Source organism: Streptomyces sp. NPDC001393, assembly GCF_053597455.1.
Genome location: NZ_JBSFIH010000013.1, coordinates 107525 through 123177, shown reverse-complemented (window position 1 = coordinate 123177; position 15653 = coordinate 107525). Strand labels below are relative to the sequence as shown.

The window sequence follows — 15653 nt, the reverse complement described above, 5'->3', positions numbered from 1 at the left end:
GAGCGCGTGCAAGAGTGCCGGTGAGGACCGCCCGCTGCCCGGGCCGGGGAGTTACCTGGCCGTGCGGGACACCGTGAAGTGGTCGATGCGGTCGCCGGTCTCGGCGATGCCCGACACCTTCAGCGTGGTCTGGCGGCCCTTCGGCGCGGGGGTGACGTCCACGCGCAGGAAGGAGTAGTTGAGGTAGCGGACCCGGGACCAGGTGACGGTCTCGTTGACCTTGCCGTCCTTGGTGTTGATGAAGGACGCGACCGAGTCGACCTCGTTCTCGTGGCCCTCGTAGGAGTCGGGGGCGCTGAACGCGTACAGGCTGCGGCCCGCGGCGCCGGCGGTGACGTAGACCACACCCTCGGTCTCGGGGTACGCCGTGCCGCCGATCGGGAGCTTCTTGGTGACCTGGCCGCCCTTGATGACGTCGGTGCGCTCGTACTGGTGGTTGTGGCCGTTGATGACCAGGTCGACCTGGTACTTCTCGAACAGCGGCACCCACTCCTGGCGCACGCCCCCCTCCGAGGCGTGCGCCGTGGAGGTGCAGTACGCGCAGTGGTGGAAGAAGACGACGATGAAGTCGATGTCGTCCCGGGCCCGCAGGCTCTTCAGCCGGGCCTCGAACCACTTGGTCTGGGTTCCACCCGATATGCCCAGGTTCGCCGGGATCTCGAAGGAGACGTCGTTGGGGTCCAGCGAGATGACCGCGGTGTTGCCGTGGACGAAGGAGTAGACACCGGGCAGGTTCTTCGCGTCCGGCCCGTTGTCGGGGAGGGTCCAGCGGGCCTCCTCGCCGCCGTAGCCGTTGGGCGAGTACCAGGCCTCCATGTCGTGGTTGCCGTACGACACCATCCACGGCACGGACTTGGCGACCGACTCGGTCTGGTACAGGAACTGGTCCCAGGTGCGCGAGTCGAAGCCCGTGTCGGTGGCCTTGCCCTGGCCGGCCGGGTCGCCGTACGCGATGTCGCCGGCATGCAGGTGGAAGGCCGGGTTCTGGCCGAGGATCAGGCTGTCGTTGGCGAGGGCGTGGTAGCTGACGCCCTGGTCGCCGAAGGCGGTGAAGGTGAACGGCGCCTTGTGGGCGGGGGCGGTGGTGAAGGTGCCCAGGGTGCCCAGCAGGTGCCGCTCGGCCGGGTCGAAGCCCTCGTGGCCGACGCCGTAGTAGTAGGTCCTGCCGGGGCGCAGATGGGTGAGCTTGGCGTGCAGGTAGTACTGCGTGTGGTCGCCGCTCGCGCCGACGCCGGCCGGGGTGTAGAGGGTCCGGACCTCGGCCTCGATCCTGCGGGAGAGGTCCCAGGGGTGCGCGCCGATGCGGATGAACGGCTTCTTCACGGCGACCGGGACCTGCCAGGAGACCGTCATCTCGGTGCGCGGGTCGTTGCCGTAGGCGAGGTGACGGCCGAAGGGGGCGACGAGGGCGCCGTCGACCGTCTCGGTGGCGGGGGCGGAGCCTTGCGTCGGTACGGCCGCCTGGGCGGTGGCGCCCGGCACGAACGCGCCACCCGCGACGGCGCCGAGCGTGACGGCGCCGCCTCTGATCAGGTTGCGCCGGGAGAATCTGGCGCGCAGGTACTCGTGCTGCTCGGCCATGCTCATGCGCGCGGCCAGCTTCTCGGGTACTCCCATACGAGGAATGTCCATGGCGTCTGAAAATGGTCCACATCTTCAACGAGACGCAGGCCACAGGATGGACGCCGCGCGAACAAAGATCCACGGGGCCCCGAACCCAGGGTTGCCCGAAATCGGGCAGGATTCTTGCGAAACCGGCGCCGGTACCCCAGGATCTACCGGGTGCACGACGAACTCGTTGATCATCTGACGCGCTCCACGCCCCTCGCCAGGGGCGAGGCGCTGCGGGTGATCCAGGACGTGCTCGCCTACTTCGACGAGTCGACGGAGGACTACGTCCGTCGCCGCCACCGTGAACTGCAGGCCCAGGGCCTGGTGAACACGGAGATCTTCGAACGGATCGCGGCGGACCTCAAGTACCGAGCGGTGGCACCGCCCGAGCTGACCCTCAGGCAGCTGCGCCGCATCGTCTACGGCTAGGAATACCAATACATGTGCGGAATTGTCGGATACATCGGGAAGCGTGACGTCGCCCCTCTCCTCCTGGAGGGCCTGCAGCGGCTGGAGTACCGCGGCTACGACTCCGCGGGCATCGTCGTCAGCTCCCCGAAGACGCCCGGTCTGAAGATGGTCAAGGCCAAGGGCCGGGTGCGCGACCTGGAGGCCAAGGTCCCGGCGCGCTTCAAGGGCACCACCGGCATCGCCCACACCCGCTGGGCCACCCACGGTGCCCCCTCCGACGTCAACGCCCACCCGCACATGTCGGCCGACAGCAAGGTCGCCGTCGTCCACAACGGCATCATCGACAACGCCGCCGACCTGCGCCGCAAGCTGGAAGCGGACGGCGTGGAGTTCCTCTCCGAGACCGACACCGAGGTCCTCACCCACCTGATCGCCCGCTCCACCGCCGAGAAGCTGGAGGACAAGGTCCGCCAGGCGGTCCGGGTGATCGAGGGCACCTACGGCATCGCCGTGCTGCACGCCGACTTCCCCGACCGGATCGTGGTGGCCCGCAACGGCTCCCCGGTCGTCCTCGGCATCGGCGAGAAGGAGATGTTCGTCGCCTCCGACATCGCCGCCCTGGTCATGCACACCCGCCAGATAGTGACCCTGGACGACGGTGAGATGGCCACCCTCAAGGCCGACGACTTCCGTACCTACACCACCGAGGGCACGCGCACCACCGCCGAGCCCACCACGGTGGAGTGGGAGGCCGAGTCGTACGACATGGGCGGCCACGACACCTACATGCACAAGGAGATCTTCGAGCAGGCCGACGCCGTGGACCGCGTGCTGCGCGGCCGCATCGACGACCGCTTCTCCACCGTGCACCTCGGCGGCCTCAACCTGGACGCCCGCGAGGCCCGGCAGATCCGCCGCGTGAAGATCCTCGGCTGCGGCACCTCGTACCACGCGGGCATGATCGGCGCCCAGATGATCGAGGAGCTGGCCCGCATCCCCGCGGACGCCGAGCCGGCCTCGGAGTTCCGCTACCGCAATGCGGTCGTCGACCCCGACACCCTGTACGTGGCGGTCTCCCAGTCCGGTGAGACGTACGACGTCCTGGCCGCCGTGCAGGAGCTGAAGCGCAAGGGCGCGAAGGTCTTCGGCGTCGTCAACGTGGTCGGCTCGGCGATCGCCCGGGAGGCGGACGCCGGCATCTACGTGCACGCCGGCCCCGAGGTCTGCGTGGTGTCCACCAAGTGCTTCACCAACATGACGGTCGCCTTCGCGCTGCTCGCCCTGCACCTGGGCCGCACCCGTGACCTCTCGGTCCGCGACGGCAAGCGGATCATCGAGGGCCTGCGCAAGCTGCCCGAGCAGATCACCGAGATCCTCAAGCAGGAGGAGCAGATCAAGGAGCTGGCCGAGCTGTACGCCGACGCCCGCTCGATGCTCTTCATCGGCCGCGTGCGTGGCTACCCGGTGGCCCGCGAGGCCTCCCTGAAGCTCAAGGAGGTCTCCTACATCCACGCCGAGGCCTACCCCGCCTCCGAGCTGAAGCACGGCCCGCTGGCCCTGATCGAGCCGGCCCTGCCGACGGTCGCGATCGTCCCCGACGACGACCTGCTGGAGAAGAACCGCGCGGCCCTGGAGGAGATCAAGGCCCGCAGCGGCAAGATCCTCGCGGTGGCCCACCAGCACCAGGAGAAGGCCGACCAGACGATCGTCGTTCCGAAGAACGAGGACGAGCTCGACCCCATCCTGATGGGCATCCCCCTCCAGCTCCTCGCCTACCACACGGCGAAGGCCCTGGGCCGCGACATCGACAAGCCCCGCAACCTCGCGAAGTCGGTGACGGTCGAGTAGACCGAGCCGGAAACAGAACGGACCCCCACGTAGCCACCTTTACGTGGGGGTCCGTTCAGTGCTGCTCGTTTCAGCCGGCGGCCGTCACCCCCCGGCCCGCAGCACGCCCGGGAAGCGCCGTCGGCCAGTGCGCCAGCGCGGCCGTGGCCGCGTACCAGGCCACCGCACCCGAGACGGCTGCCACCCAGCCCCCGACCTTGGCCAGAGAGGAGCTGTCGGCGAAGGCCGCGACGGCCAGCACCAGCATCGCCAGGAACAGCAGCCCGTGCATGACCTGACCGAGGCTGTCCCCGCCGGCGAGGGTCAGGGTGAGCGCCACCAGGGCGAAGAGGAGCAGGAAGAGTCCGGCCGCGTCGGCCGAGCCGCTGCCCGCGACGGCCCAGGTGAACCACAGTGCGCCGAGGGCCACAAAGCCCGTACCGGAGGCGGCGTCACCGCCACGGAAGGCCAGCAGGCCGACCAGGAACAGGGCAACTCCGCCCACATAGTGGGCCAGTGACACGGCGTCGGACGCGGCCACGCCGTGGATCACGCCTGTCGTACCGAGACCGAACGCCAACAGGGTGATTCCCAGGGCGAGTCGGCCGACCACCGTAGTACTTCCGTTGTCCACGGCGGGCTCCCTTCATGCTGTGCTGTTGCGCGGTGACCGATATATGCCCTTCACAAGGGCACAAACCACCTCTACGCGCGAGTAGTTTCGCGCTGCACAAAGGGAGTTAAAGGGAGCTAAAGGGAGTTGGGGGGCTCAGAGAACGCGGTTCACGGGATGACGATCACGGGCCGCTGCGCCCGCTTGGCGAGCCGCCCCGCGACGGAGCCGAAGATGCGGCCGACGATGCCGTGCGTGGAGCCGACGACGATCGCGTCCGCCTCGTACTCCCGCCCCACCTCTTCGAGTTCGTGGCAGATGTCACCGCCCCGCTCGACCAGGATCCACGGCACCTCGGCCAGATAGTCGGCGCACGCCAGCTCCAGACCGAGGACCTCGGTGCGGTGGTCCGGCACGTCCACGAAGACGGGCGGCTCGCAGCCGGCCCACACCGTGGTGGGCAGCCGGTTGGCGACATGGACGATGATCAGGCCCGAGTGCGAGCGGTGGGCCATGCCGATGGCGTAGGCGAGGGCGCGCTCACTGGAGGTGGAGCCGTCGAAGCCGACGACGACCCCGTGCCGGAAGGCTGGGTCGCATGAGGGGCGTGGCTCTTCCGCCGCCAGGGGATCGGCCGCCGTGGGGTCGGCGACCGGCCGCTTGCGGTCCGCGGGTTCGAAGAATTCGTGACCGGCCATGGCTGTCTCGGCGTTGTGATCCTTTATGGGTGGGGACGACAGTGTGCGCGGAACTGTGTCACGGAGCTGTGTCCGGGAAACATCTTCCCAACCCCATACCCCCAAGGGTACGGCGGCACGCCTCCCGAGCCCAGATCCCGCGCACGCTCCGTAAGCGGTCCCCCGATGTCTGTAGGGGTTCACCGGAGCATGCACGAGCGGCGCCCGTAACGCAATGGTTGCTGCCCCGTACAGGCGGTTTGCACGGGATTCACAGAAGTACGGCCGGTGACCGACCGGTCGAACGGGCGTTGAACCGGCTGAGCCGCCACCCAGGGAGTACGCGTCATGCCCGGTCACCGATCCACCTCCGCGCCGCCGTCCGCGCCGGACACCGTGCGCGATGTGATCCGCTGGGCCGTCTTCAGCTGCGCGCTCGTCCCCGTGGTCCTGGTCTGGTACGGCACCTCGCTGGCCGGCGCGACGGGCGCCGCCCTCGGTCTGGCCGCCGTCACGGCCGCGTGCCGCTTCCTGCTGCGCCGGTCGGAGCGGTGTGCAGCGCGTTGCGGCGTGCAAAGAGGCGGACGTCACACCCGTCGGCGGACACCGGTCGACTGACCTGTTTCCGTACCCTCGAACGCTTCTTTTCAGCCAACTTCTGAATACCGCCCAAGAGGGGCCCCAACCACCCTCCAACCCGGGTTCGACCTGCACGGAAAGGGCCCACGGGCGGATGCGCACCCTACGCGGTTTGGCCACTGCGACAAGGCGCACTTCCCTGCGCGCTCCGCGAGTGCAACGCTTCGTGATCGAATGCTTCACGCCAAGTTGTCATGTCGACAATCTCGGGCGTGTGGAACTGGTCACCGTCAGACCGCGGGAACCAGTAGATTCGATCTTGACTGTCTTTACGGCGGGGGACTCGTGCAGGACCGAGGGGAAACGTGCAGGAGCGACACAACCGAGGAGCCGCGACCACCGAGGGGGGCTTAGCAGTATGAGCCACGACTCCACTGCCGCGCCGGAAGCCGCGGCCCGGAAACTCTCCGGGCGCCGCCGCAAGGAGATCGTCGCGGTGCTGCTGTTCAGCGGCGGCCCCATCTTCGAGAGTTCCATTCCGCTGTCGGTGTTCGGGATAGACCGCCAGGACGCCGGCGTGCCGCGCTACCGGCTGCTGGTGTGCGCCGGCGAGGAGGGCCCGCTGCGGACCACAGGGGGCCTGGAACTCACCGCGCCACATGGGCTGGAGGCGATCTCACGCGCCGGGACGGTCGTCGTACCGGCCTGGCGGTCGATCACCGCGCCACCACCGGAGGAGGCGCTCGACGCGCTGCGCCGAGCGCACGAGGAGGGTGCCCGCATCGTCGGGCTGTGCACCGGCGCCTTCGTCCTCGCGGCGGCCGGCCTGCTGGACGGCCGCCCGGCGACGACCCACTGGATGTACGCGCCGACACTGGCCAAGCGCTATCCGTCGGTGCACGTCGATCCGCGCGAGCTGTTCGTGGACGACGGTGACGTCCTGACGTCGGCGGGTACGGCGGCCGGAATCGATCTCTGTCTCCACATCGTGCGGACGGACCACGGCAACGAGGCGGCCGGCGCGCTGGCCCGCCGCCTGGTGGTCCCACCGCGCCGGTCGGGCGGCCAGGAGCGCTACCTCGATCGGTCTTTACCGGAGGAGATCGGCGCCGACCCGCTCGCCGAGGTCGTCGCCTGGGCGCTGGAACACCTCCACGAGCAGTTCGACGTGGAGACCCTGGCGGCACGCGCCTACATGAGCCGCCGCACGTTCGACCGCCGGTTCCGCTCGCTGACCGGCAGCGCGCCGCTGCAGTGGCTGATCACCCAGCGGGTGCTGCAGGCACAGCGGCTGCTGGAGACGTCGGACTACTCGGTGGACGAGGTCGCGGGCCGCTGCGGCTTCCGCTCACCGGTGGCCCTGCGCGGACACTTCCGCCGCCAGCTCGGCTCGTCCCCCGCCGCCTACCGGGCCGCCTACCGGGCCCGCAGGCCGCAGGGCGAGAAACCGGCCGACGCGGAACCGGCGATGCCGGCCTCCGGCCAGCCGGGTCCGCCCACGGGCCTCGCGGGTCCCGGACCGGTGGGCCACGCACCCGTGCTGCACCCGGACCGGGACAGCGGGGTACCGATACAGAGCCGCCGCACGGCGGCGGGCGCGGTGGGACTGCTGCCGGGACCGCGGGCCGGCAGCTGAGCGGGAGCCGGTAGCCGGGCGGGAGGGGGCGAGCACACGCTCGCCCCCTCCTCCAGCGAGCCCGCCCCCTCCTCCAGCGCCCTCGGCGCCTTCTCCAGCGAGCTCGGCGTCGGCACAGGGCGCCACAAAAGTTCAGGTCCGCCTTAGGGTGGTCGCATGAACGATCGCATGGTGTGGATCGACTGCGAGATGACCGGCCTCTCGCTGTCCGACGACGCGCTCATCGAGGTGGCCGCCCTCGTCACCGACTCCGAGCTGAACGTACTCGGCGAGGGGGTGGACATCGTCATCCGCCCGCCGGACCAGGCGCTGGAGACGATGCCGGAGGTGGTGCGTCAGATGCACACCGCGTCCGGGCTGCTCGCCGAGCTCCCGAACGGCACGACACTCCAGGACGCCGAGGAGCGGGTCCTCGCCTATGTGAAGGAGTACGTGAAGGAGCCCGGCAAGGCCCCGCTGTGCGGCAACTCCGTCGGCACCGACCGCGGCTTCCTGCTGCGGGACATGCCGACCCTGGAGGACTACCTCCACTACCGCATCGTCGACGTCTCGTCGATCAAGGAGCTGGCCCGCCGCTGGTACCCGAGGGCGTACTTCAACAGCCCGGAGAAGAACGGCAACCACCGGGCCCTCGCCGATATCCGCGAGTCGATCGCCGAGCTGCGCTACTACCGCGAGGCCATCTTCGTCCCGCAGCCCGGCCCGGACTCCGACACCGCGAAGGCGATCGCCGCCAAGCACGTGCTGCCCGCGCAGTGACGACTCGTCTGCGCCCTTTCGGGGTCCGCCCGGGGACCTGCGCGAAAACCTGTGCGCGAGCACCCCTTCGGACCCTGTAGACTTCTTCTCGGCCGGTCGGGGAAACGACAAGTTCCACCGCCGGTCGTGGTGGGTGTAGCTCAGCTGGTAGAGCACCTGGTTGTGGTCCAGGATGTCGCGGGTTCGAGTCCCGTCACTCACCCTCACCGATCAGCCGGTGACTCCGTCGGAGTCACCGGCTGTTTCGTGTGCGGACCGTCACCTCTCCCGCAGCCGCCCGATGTCCGACACCGGTCCCAGATGATCGAGCTTGTCGGGGTTGGAGACGGCGCGGATCGCCCGGATCCTGCCGTCGGCGATGTCGAGCTCGATCACGCTGGCCACGCGGCCTTCGGCGTCGTGGATCACGCCACCCGGGCGGCCGTTGACCCGGGCCGCCTTGAGGAAGGCACCGAGCTTCCCAACCCGGCGCAGGCCGCCGACCAGCAGCTGCGCGATGGGGCGCGCCTCGGTGATCGACTTCGCGAGCGCCCGCGCCTTGCCGCCGCCGTCGCCCTGGAAGACCACGTCGGGGGCGAGCATGTCGAGCAGCGCGTCCATGTCGCCGCCCTCGGCGGCCGCGAAGAACTTACGGGCGAGCTCCTCGCTCTCCGCCCGCCGCGCCGGGGGCGCCGCGATGTCGGCCACCTGCCCGCCTGGGGCGATGCGCTTTCTGGCGCGAGCGAAGATCTGCCGGCAGTTCGGCTCGGACCTGCCGGTGAGCCGCGCCACCTCCGGGTAGCCGTACCCGAAGACCTCGCGCAGCACGAACACCGCCCGCTCCACCGGGGAGAGGGCCTCCAGCAGGACGAGGAAGGCCATCGACAGGGAATCGGAGAGCTCGGCGTGCTCGGCCGGTCCGGGCCGGTCGGCGGAGATCACGACCGGCTCGGGCAGCCAGTCGCCGACATAGGTCTCCCGCCGTACGCGCGCCGAGCTCAGGTAGTTGATGCCCAGCCGCGTCACCGAGGTGGTCAGGTACGCCTTCAGGTTCTCGACCGTGGTCCCGGCCTGGCGCGCCCGGGTCAGGCCGAGGAAGGCGTCCTGCACGATGTCCTCGGCGTCGCCCACGGATCCGGTCATCCCGTAGGCGATGGAGAACAGCAGCGACCGGTATCCGTCCGCGTCCGTCTCCCTGACTGATCCCGCCACGGAGTCCCCCCTCCGAAGATCGGCACGACGTCCAGCAGGGTATCCGAGAGGTACGACACCGCGGTCCCGTCCTCGTCGCGGCCCGACCGTCGTCACGACGACGCCCGCGCCACCAGTTCCGTCGGCAGCACCGCGTGCCGGCGCTCCAGCCCCCGGGACGCGGGTGGGCGGCGGTCGGCGATCTCCGTGAGGAGCAGGTCGATCATGGCCCGGCCCATCTCCTCGATGGGCTGGCGGACGCTGGTCAGCGGCGGTTCCATGTGGCGGGCGATGGCCGAGTCGTCGTAGCCGACGAGGGCCACGTCGTCCGGGATACGGCGGCCCGCCTCGCGCAGCACCTGCCGGGCGCCGGCCGCCATCACGTCCGAGCCGGCGAAGACCGCGTCCAGGTCGGGGCGGCGGTCGAGGAGCACGGACATGGCCCGGCGACCGCCCTCTTCCGTGAAGTCCCCCGGTTCGACGAGGAGTTCGTCCACCTCCCGGCCCGCGTCGCGCAGGGCGTCGCGGTAGCCGTCGACGCGGCGCTGGGCGCCGTAGACGTCGAGGCGGCCGGTGATGTGGGCGATGCGGGTGCGGCCTCGGGAAAGCAGGTGCTCCACGGCCGAGCGGGCGCCGCCGTAGTTGTCCGAGTCCACCGAGGTGAGCGTCTCGCCGGCCGAGCGGGGGCCGCTGATCACGGCCGGGATCTCCAGCTGGGCCAGCAGGTCGGGCAGGGGGTCGTCGGCGTGGACCGAGACCAGCAGGACGCCGTCCACCCGGTGCGCCGCCAGGTACTGCGCGAGGCGCCGGCGCTCACGGTCGCTGCCCGCGAAGATCAGCAGCAACTGCATCTCGGTGTCGGACAGTTCGGAGCCGACTCCGCGCAGCATGTCGGAGAAGTAGGGCTCCGCGAAGAAGCGGGTCTCCGGCTCGGGGACCACCAGCGCGATGGCGTCGGTGCGGTTGGCGGCGAGGGCGCGGGCGGCGGTGTTGGGGACGTAGCCGAGCTCGGCGACCGCCGCCTCGACCGCGGCGCGAGTGGCGTCGCTGACCCGGGGCGAGCCGTTGATCACCCGCGAGACCGTACCCCTGCCGACCCCGGCCCGGGCGGCGACCTCCTCGAGCGTGGGCCGACCCCCGCTGCGGCCCCGCGCTCCGTGGCTTGCCATGGGCTCCGCCTCTCTCGACCGACTCCTGGTGCTGGCCTGGAATGTAACAGCACCGCTCGCTGCAGTGGCCGTCCCAGGGGCTGCCGCCCCTGGACCCCCGCTCATCGGCCTTCGGCCTCGTCCTCAAGCGCCGGACAGGCTGAGTTTTCCGCCCCGGCACTCGCCAGTTAACACTCAGATAACCGAACGCAGTTCCCGTCGTCCGCTCCCTTGACACCCCGCCCCCGACCCGCGACTCTTCAACACATCACTCGTGGGAGCGCTCCCACACTACCTGGCACCTACACATCCCGCACGTTCCCCGCCCGAGCCGCAGCGCGTACGAACGGGCCCGATTCATGCAGTTGGCCGGGGGGTCGGCACGTCAGGCAACAGGAGGACGCAATGCGCACGAGCATCCGCCGGTCCCAGCGGCTGATGGCCCTCGCGGCCGTTGCCGCGTTGACCACGGGGCTGCTGGCCGGCTGCGCCAAGGACGACAACAGCTCGTCGGACAACTCCGACGGCGGCGGAAACGGCAGTGGCAAGGGCAAGATCACGCTGACCATCGGCACCTTCGGCGTCTTCGGCTACCAGCAGGCCGGCCTCTACGCCGAGTACATGAAGCTGCATCCCGACATCAACATCAAGGAGAACGTCACCACCCGCACCGACGTGTACTGGCCGAAGGTGCTCACCCGTCTCCAGGCCGGCTCCGGCACGGACGACATCGAGGCCATCGAGATCGGCAACATCACCGAGGCCGTGCAGACCCAGGCCGACAAGTTCGTGGACCTCGGCAAGGAGGTCGACAAGTCCCAGTGGCTGGACTGGAAGAACGCCCAGGCCACCACCAAGGACGGCAAGCTCATCGGGCTCGGGACCGACATCGGGCCGATGGCCATCTGCTACCGCAAGGACCTGTTCCAGAAGGCCGGGCTGCCGACCGACCGGAACAAGCTCGCCGAGATGTGGAAGGGCGACTGGAGCAAGTACGTCGACGTCGGCAAGCAGTACATGAAGAAGGCGCCCAGCGGCACCAAGTTCGTGGACTCCGCCTCCTCCGTCTACAACGCGGCGGTGGGCGGCGCGAGCGAGCGGTACTACGACAAGGACGGCAACGTCGTCTGGGACAAGTCCGACGGCGTGAAGAAGGCCTGGGACGCCGCCATGAGCGTCGCGACCAGCAACATGTCGGCGAAGCTCAAGCAGTTCGACCCGACCTGGGACCAGGGCTTCGCCAACGGCACCTTCGCCTCCGTCGCCTGCCCGGCGTGGATGATCGGCTACATCGAGCAGAAGTCCGGTGACTCCGGAAAGGGCAAGTGGGACGTGGCGGCGGCGCCGGCGGCGTCCAACTGGGGCGGCTCCTTCCTCGGCGTGCCGACGGCCGGCAAGCACCAGAAGGAGGCCATCGCGCTGGCCAAGTGGCTGACCGCGCCCGAGCAGCAGGAGAAGGTCTTCGCCAAGCAGGCCAGCTTCCCGTCGACCCCGTCGGCGTACGCGAGCCTGAAGCCGGCCGCGGACACCACGGCGTACTTCTCGAACGCGCCGCTCACCCAGATCTTCTCCGATGCGGCCAAGACCATCCCCGCACAGCCCCTCGGCCCCAAGGACAAGCCGATCGACAACGCGATCAGTGACATCGGGATCCTCCAGGTCGAACAGAAGGGCAAGACGCCCGCGCAGGGCTGGGACGCCGCGAAGAACGAGATCAAGGACGTGCTCGGCCAGTGACCAGCCCGAAGCAGGCTCTCGCGCATCCCGCGTCGAGCGCCGACGCCGCGCCCGGCATCCCGCCGGGCGCGGCGCGGGGCGCTCGCGGTCGCGGTGCGCCGGCGGGCGCCGACTCCTGGCGCAGCCGGTTGTACCGCTGGGACATGAAGGCGTCGCCGTACGCGTTCGTGTCCCCCTTCTTCGTCCTGTTCGGGGCGTTCACGCTGGTCCCGCTGCTCTACACGGCCTGGTACTCGCTGCACCACGTGCAGCTGTCCTCCCTGGACCACCAGAGCTGGGCGGGGCTGGACAACTACAGGAACCTGTGGTCCTCGGAGTTCTTCTGGAACGCGCTGAAGAACACCCTGACCATCGGTGTCATCTCGACCGTGCCGCAGCTGCTGGCCGCGATCGGGCTCGCGCACCTGCTGAACTACCGGCTGCGGGGCTCCACCGTCTGGCGCGTGGTGATGCTGACCCCGTACGCCACCTCGGTGGCCGCGGCGACCCTGGTGTTCACGCTGCTGTACTCGTGGGACGGCGGCATGGTCAACTGGATCCTGCACTTTTTCGGGGTGAACCCGGTCAACTGGCGTGAGTCCAACTGGGGTTCGCAGTTCGCGGTGTCGTCGATCGTGATCTGGCGGTGGACGGGCTACAACGCGCTGATCTACCTCGCCGCCATGCAGGCGATCCCGGCCGATCTGTACGAGTCGGCGGCCATCGACGGCGCGAACCGCTGGCAGCAGTTCCGGCATGTCACCATCCCGCAGCTGCGGCCGACGATCCTGTTCACGGTGGTCGTCTCGACCATCGGCGCGACCCAGCTCTTCGGCGAGCCGCTGCTGTTCGGCGGGGTCAGCGGCTCCAAGGGCGGCTCCGAGCACCAGTACCAGACGCTCGGTCTGTACATGTACGACCAGGGCTGGATCATCGGCAACCTCGGCAAGGCGTCCGCGATCGCCTGGTCGATGTTCCTGATCCTGCTGGTGATCGCCGCGGTCAATCTGCTGCTCACCCGACGGCTGAGGAAGTCCCAATGACGACCGGTGAACTGACGCTTCCCCGCAGGGCTGTCCGGCGCCGGGGCCGGACGAGGGCCGGCAAGCAGCTGCACGCGGGCCCGGTGACGTACGTCGTGCTGACCGTCTTCGCGCTGGTCTCCCTCGCCCCGCTGGTGTGGACGGCGATCGCCGCCTCCCGCACCGACCGGCGGCTGGCCGAGACCCCGCCGCCGCTGTGGTTCGGCGGCAACCTGTTCAGGAACCTGCAGACGGCCTGGGACCAGGCGGGGCTCGGCACCGCGATGTTCAACTCGCTGATCGTCGCGGGCACGATCACGGTGAGCACGGTGCTGTTCTCGACCCTGGCCGGGTTCGCCTTCGCCAAGCTGCGGTTCCGCTTCTCCAGCCTGCTGTTGCTGCTGACCGTCGGCACGATGATGATCCCGCCGCAGCTGGCCGTCGTACCGCTGTATCTGTGGATGTCGGACCTCGGCTGGTCCAACCAGCTGCAGACGGTGATCCTGCCGAGTCTCGTCACCGCCTTCGGCACGTTCTTCATGCGGCAGTACCTGGTGCAGGCGCTGCCGACGGAGCTGATCGAGGCGGCCCGGGTGGACGGGGCGAGCAGCATCCGGATCGTCTGGCACGTGGTCTTCCCGGCGGCACGGCCGGCCATGGCCGTCCTCGGCCTGCTGACGTTCGTGTTCGCCTGGAACGACTTCCTGTGGCCGATCATCGCGTTGAACCAGCAGAACCCGACCGTGCAGGTGGCCCTGAACTCGCTCGGCACCGGCTATGTCCCGGACCAGGCGGTGATCATGGCGGGTGCGCTGCTGGGCACGCTGCCGCTGCTGATCGCGTTCGTCCTGTTCGGCAAGCAGATCGTGGGCGGGATCATGCAGGGCGCCATCAAGGGCTGAAGCCCCTGTGCACAGGGGCCGGGCCACCGCCGCTCCGGCCCCTGCCCCTCCTTACCCCCTGGCCCCCAGCTACTGCGCCAGGTCTCCTCCGACCCCCAATGGGAGCGCTTCCATGCCTGAACCCGTTACGTCGTTGACCTTTCCTCCCGCCTTCCTCTGGGGCGCCGCGACCTCGGCGTACCAGATCGAGGGGGCGGTGCGGGAGGACGGCCGCACCCCCTCGATCTGGGACACCTTCAGCCATACGCCGGGCAGGACGGCCGGCGGCGAGACCGGTGACATCGCCGTCGACCACTACCACCGGTTCCGCGAGGACGTGGCGCTGATGGCGGAGCTGGGCCTGACCGCGTACCGCTTCTCGGTCTCCTGGTCGCGGGTGCAGCCCACCGGCCGGGGCCCGGCGGTCCAGCGCGGTCTGGACTTCTACCGCCGTCTGGTGGACGAGCTCCTCGCCCACGGCATCAAACCGGCGCTCACCCTCTACCACTGGGACCTGCCGCAGGAGCTGGAGGACGCGGGCGGCTGGCCGCAGCGGGACACCGCGCTCCGGTTCGCCGAGTACGCGCGGCTGGTCGGCGCGGCGCTGGGCGACCGGGTGGAGCAGTGGATCACCCTCAACGAGCCCTGGTGCAGCGCCTTCCTGGGCTACGGATCGGGCGTCCACGCCCCGGGCCGCACCGACCCGGCGGCCGCCCTGCGCGCCGCCCACCACCTGAACCTGGCGCACGGCCTGGCGGCCTCGGCCCTGCGCTCGGTGATGCCGGCCCGCAACGAGATCGCGATCAGCCTCAACTCGTCCGTCGTACGGCCCCTTTCCCAGGACCCGGCCGACCTGGCCGCGGCCCGCCGGATCGACGACCTGGCCAACGGCATCTTCCACGGCCCGATGCTGCACGGCGCGTACCCTTCAACACTTCTGGAGGCCACGGCCTCGGTCACCGACTGGTCGTACGTCCTGGACGGCGACACCCGCGCGATCAACGTCCCGCTGGACGCGCTGGGCCTGAACTACTACACCCCGGCCCTGGTCTCGGCCGCGTCCGGCGAGGTCAAGGGCCCGCGGGCGGACGGCCACGGTGCCAGCGAGCACTCCCCCTGGCCGGGCGCCGACGACGTGCTCTTCCACCAGACGCCGGGCGAGCGCACGGAGATGGGCTGGACGATCGATCCGACCGGCCTGTACGACCTGCTCGTCCGCTACACCCGCGAGGCACCGGGTCTGCCGCTGTACGTGACGGAGAACGGCGCCGCCTACGACGACAAACCCGATCCCGACGGCCGCGTCCACGACCCCGAGCGCATCGCCTATCTGCACGGCCACCTCGCGGCGGTCCGCCGGGCCATCACCGACGGCGCCGATGTGCGCGGCTACTACCTGTGGTCCCTGATGGACAACTTCGAGTGGTCGTACGGCTACGGGAAGCGCTTCGGCGCGGTGTACGTGGACTACGCGACGCTGGAACGCACACCGAAGTCGAGCGCGCGGTGGTACGGGGAGGTGGCGCGGACGGGCACGCTGCCCGCGGTGGAGCCGGCGGCCTGACGCATGCGAAGGGGCGCGGCAATCCCCCCGGAGTGCCGC

Annotated in this window: 14 protein-coding genes and 1 tRNA gene; 10 read left to right on the top strand and 5 right to left on the bottom strand. The window is 69.8% G+C overall.

The window, feature by feature from the left end; translation table 11 throughout:
• Nucleotides 1-51 precede the first annotated feature (51 nt).
• Nucleotides 52-1617 (bottom strand): fibronectin type III domain-containing protein, encoded by a 1566-nt coding sequence (locus ACWC2T_RS17235; RefSeq protein WP_450671176.1) that lies wholly within the window; start codon nt 1615-1617, stop codon nt 52-54.
• 165 nt (nt 1618-1782) lie between these two features.
• On the opposite strand from ACWC2T_RS17235, the gene ACWC2T_RS17230 reads away from it, so the two are divergent.
• Both ACWC2T_RS17230 and glmS read left to right on the top strand, forming a co-directional pair.
• Nucleotides 1783-2040, top strand: a complete 258-nt coding sequence (locus ACWC2T_RS17230) for a hypothetical protein (protein ID WP_351207360.1) — start codon at nt 1783-1785, stop codon at nt 2038-2040.
• Between the two features lie 12 nt (nt 2041-2052).
• On the top strand, nt 2053-3870 hold the full coding sequence (gene glmS / locus ACWC2T_RS17225; protein WP_450671175.1) for a glutamine--fructose-6-phosphate transaminase (isomerizing): 1818 nt from the start codon (nt 2053-2055) through the stop codon (nt 3868-3870).
• 70 nt (nt 3871-3940) lie between these two features.
• On the opposite strand, the gene ACWC2T_RS17220 is transcribed toward glmS, so the two are convergent.
• Complete coding sequence (locus tag ACWC2T_RS17220; protein WP_450671174.1) at nt 3941-4483, bottom strand: GPR1/FUN34/YaaH family transporter; 543 nt, start codon at nt 4481-4483, stop codon at nt 3941-3943.
• A 149-nt stretch (nt 4484-4632) separates the two neighbouring features.
• Nucleotides 4633-5160, bottom strand: coding sequence for a universal stress protein (locus ACWC2T_RS17215; protein WP_351207354.1), 528 nt, complete (start codon nt 5158-5160; stop codon nt 4633-4635).
• 327 nt (nt 5161-5487) lie between these two features.
• Between ACWC2T_RS17215 and ACWC2T_RS17210 the strand changes: the two genes are divergently transcribed.
• The 4 genes from ACWC2T_RS17210 to ACWC2T_RS17195 all read left to right on the top strand — a co-directional run bounded on the left by ACWC2T_RS17210 (nt 5488) and on the right by ACWC2T_RS17195 (nt 8315).
• Nucleotides 5488-5757, top strand: coding sequence for a hypothetical protein (locus ACWC2T_RS17210; RefSeq protein ID WP_450671173.1), 270 nt, complete (start codon nt 5488-5490; stop codon nt 5755-5757).
• A gap of 379 nt (nt 5758-6136) precedes the next feature.
• Nucleotides 6137-7354, top strand: a complete 1218-nt coding sequence (locus ACWC2T_RS17205) for a helix-turn-helix domain-containing protein (protein ID WP_450671172.1) — start codon at nt 6137-6139, stop codon at nt 7352-7354.
• A 156-nt stretch (nt 7355-7510) separates the two neighbouring features.
• Nucleotides 7511-8113, top strand: a complete 603-nt coding sequence (orn, locus tag ACWC2T_RS17200; protein ID WP_450671171.1) for an oligoribonuclease — start codon at nt 7511-7513, stop codon at nt 8111-8113.
• Between the two features lie 129 nt (nt 8114-8242).
• A tRNA-His gene (locus ACWC2T_RS17195) sits at nt 8243-8315 on the top strand.
• A gap of 56 nt (nt 8316-8371) precedes the next feature.
• Here ACWC2T_RS17195 and sigJ read toward each other — a convergent pair.
• Together sigJ and ACWC2T_RS17185 are read right to left on the bottom strand one after the other, a co-directional pair.
• On the bottom strand, nt 8372-9304 hold the full coding sequence (gene sigJ / locus ACWC2T_RS17190) for an RNA polymerase sigma factor SigJ (RefSeq protein ID WP_450671170.1): 933 nt from the start codon (nt 9302-9304) through the stop codon (nt 8372-8374).
• 92 nt (nt 9305-9396) lie between these two features.
• Nucleotides 9397-10452, bottom strand: a complete 1056-nt coding sequence (locus tag ACWC2T_RS17185; protein WP_450671169.1) for a LacI family DNA-binding transcriptional regulator — start codon at nt 10450-10452, stop codon at nt 9397-9399.
• A gap of 384 nt (nt 10453-10836) precedes the next feature.
• On the opposite strand from ACWC2T_RS17185, the gene ACWC2T_RS17180 reads away from it, so the two are divergent.
• The 4 genes from ACWC2T_RS17180 (at nt 10837) to ACWC2T_RS17165 (ending at nt 15614) form a co-directional block, all read left to right on the top strand.
• Nucleotides 10837-12168 carry an ABC transporter substrate-binding protein gene (locus tag ACWC2T_RS17180; RefSeq protein WP_450671168.1) on the top strand — a complete coding sequence of 444 codons (1332 nt, stop codon included), beginning with the start codon at nt 10837-10839 and terminating at the stop codon, nt 12166-12168.
• On the top strand, nt 12165-13190 hold the full coding sequence (locus tag ACWC2T_RS17175; RefSeq protein ID WP_450671167.1) for a carbohydrate ABC transporter permease: 1026 nt from the start codon (nt 12165-12167) through the stop codon (nt 13188-13190). The genes ACWC2T_RS17180 and ACWC2T_RS17175 overlap by 4 nt, the downstream gene beginning before the upstream one ends.
• The gene (locus tag ACWC2T_RS17170) at nt 13187-14071 is read left to right on the top strand and encodes a carbohydrate ABC transporter permease (protein ID WP_450671166.1); all 885 of its coding nucleotides are present in this window, start codon (nt 13187-13189) and stop codon (nt 14069-14071) included. The genes ACWC2T_RS17175 and ACWC2T_RS17170 overlap by 4 nt, the downstream gene beginning before the upstream one ends.
• A gap of 112 nt (nt 14072-14183) precedes the next feature.
• Nucleotides 14184-15614 (top strand): GH1 family beta-glucosidase, encoded by a 1431-nt coding sequence (locus ACWC2T_RS17165; RefSeq protein WP_450671165.1) that lies wholly within the window; start codon nt 14184-14186, stop codon nt 15612-15614.
• Nucleotides 15615-15653 lie beyond the last annotated feature (39 nt).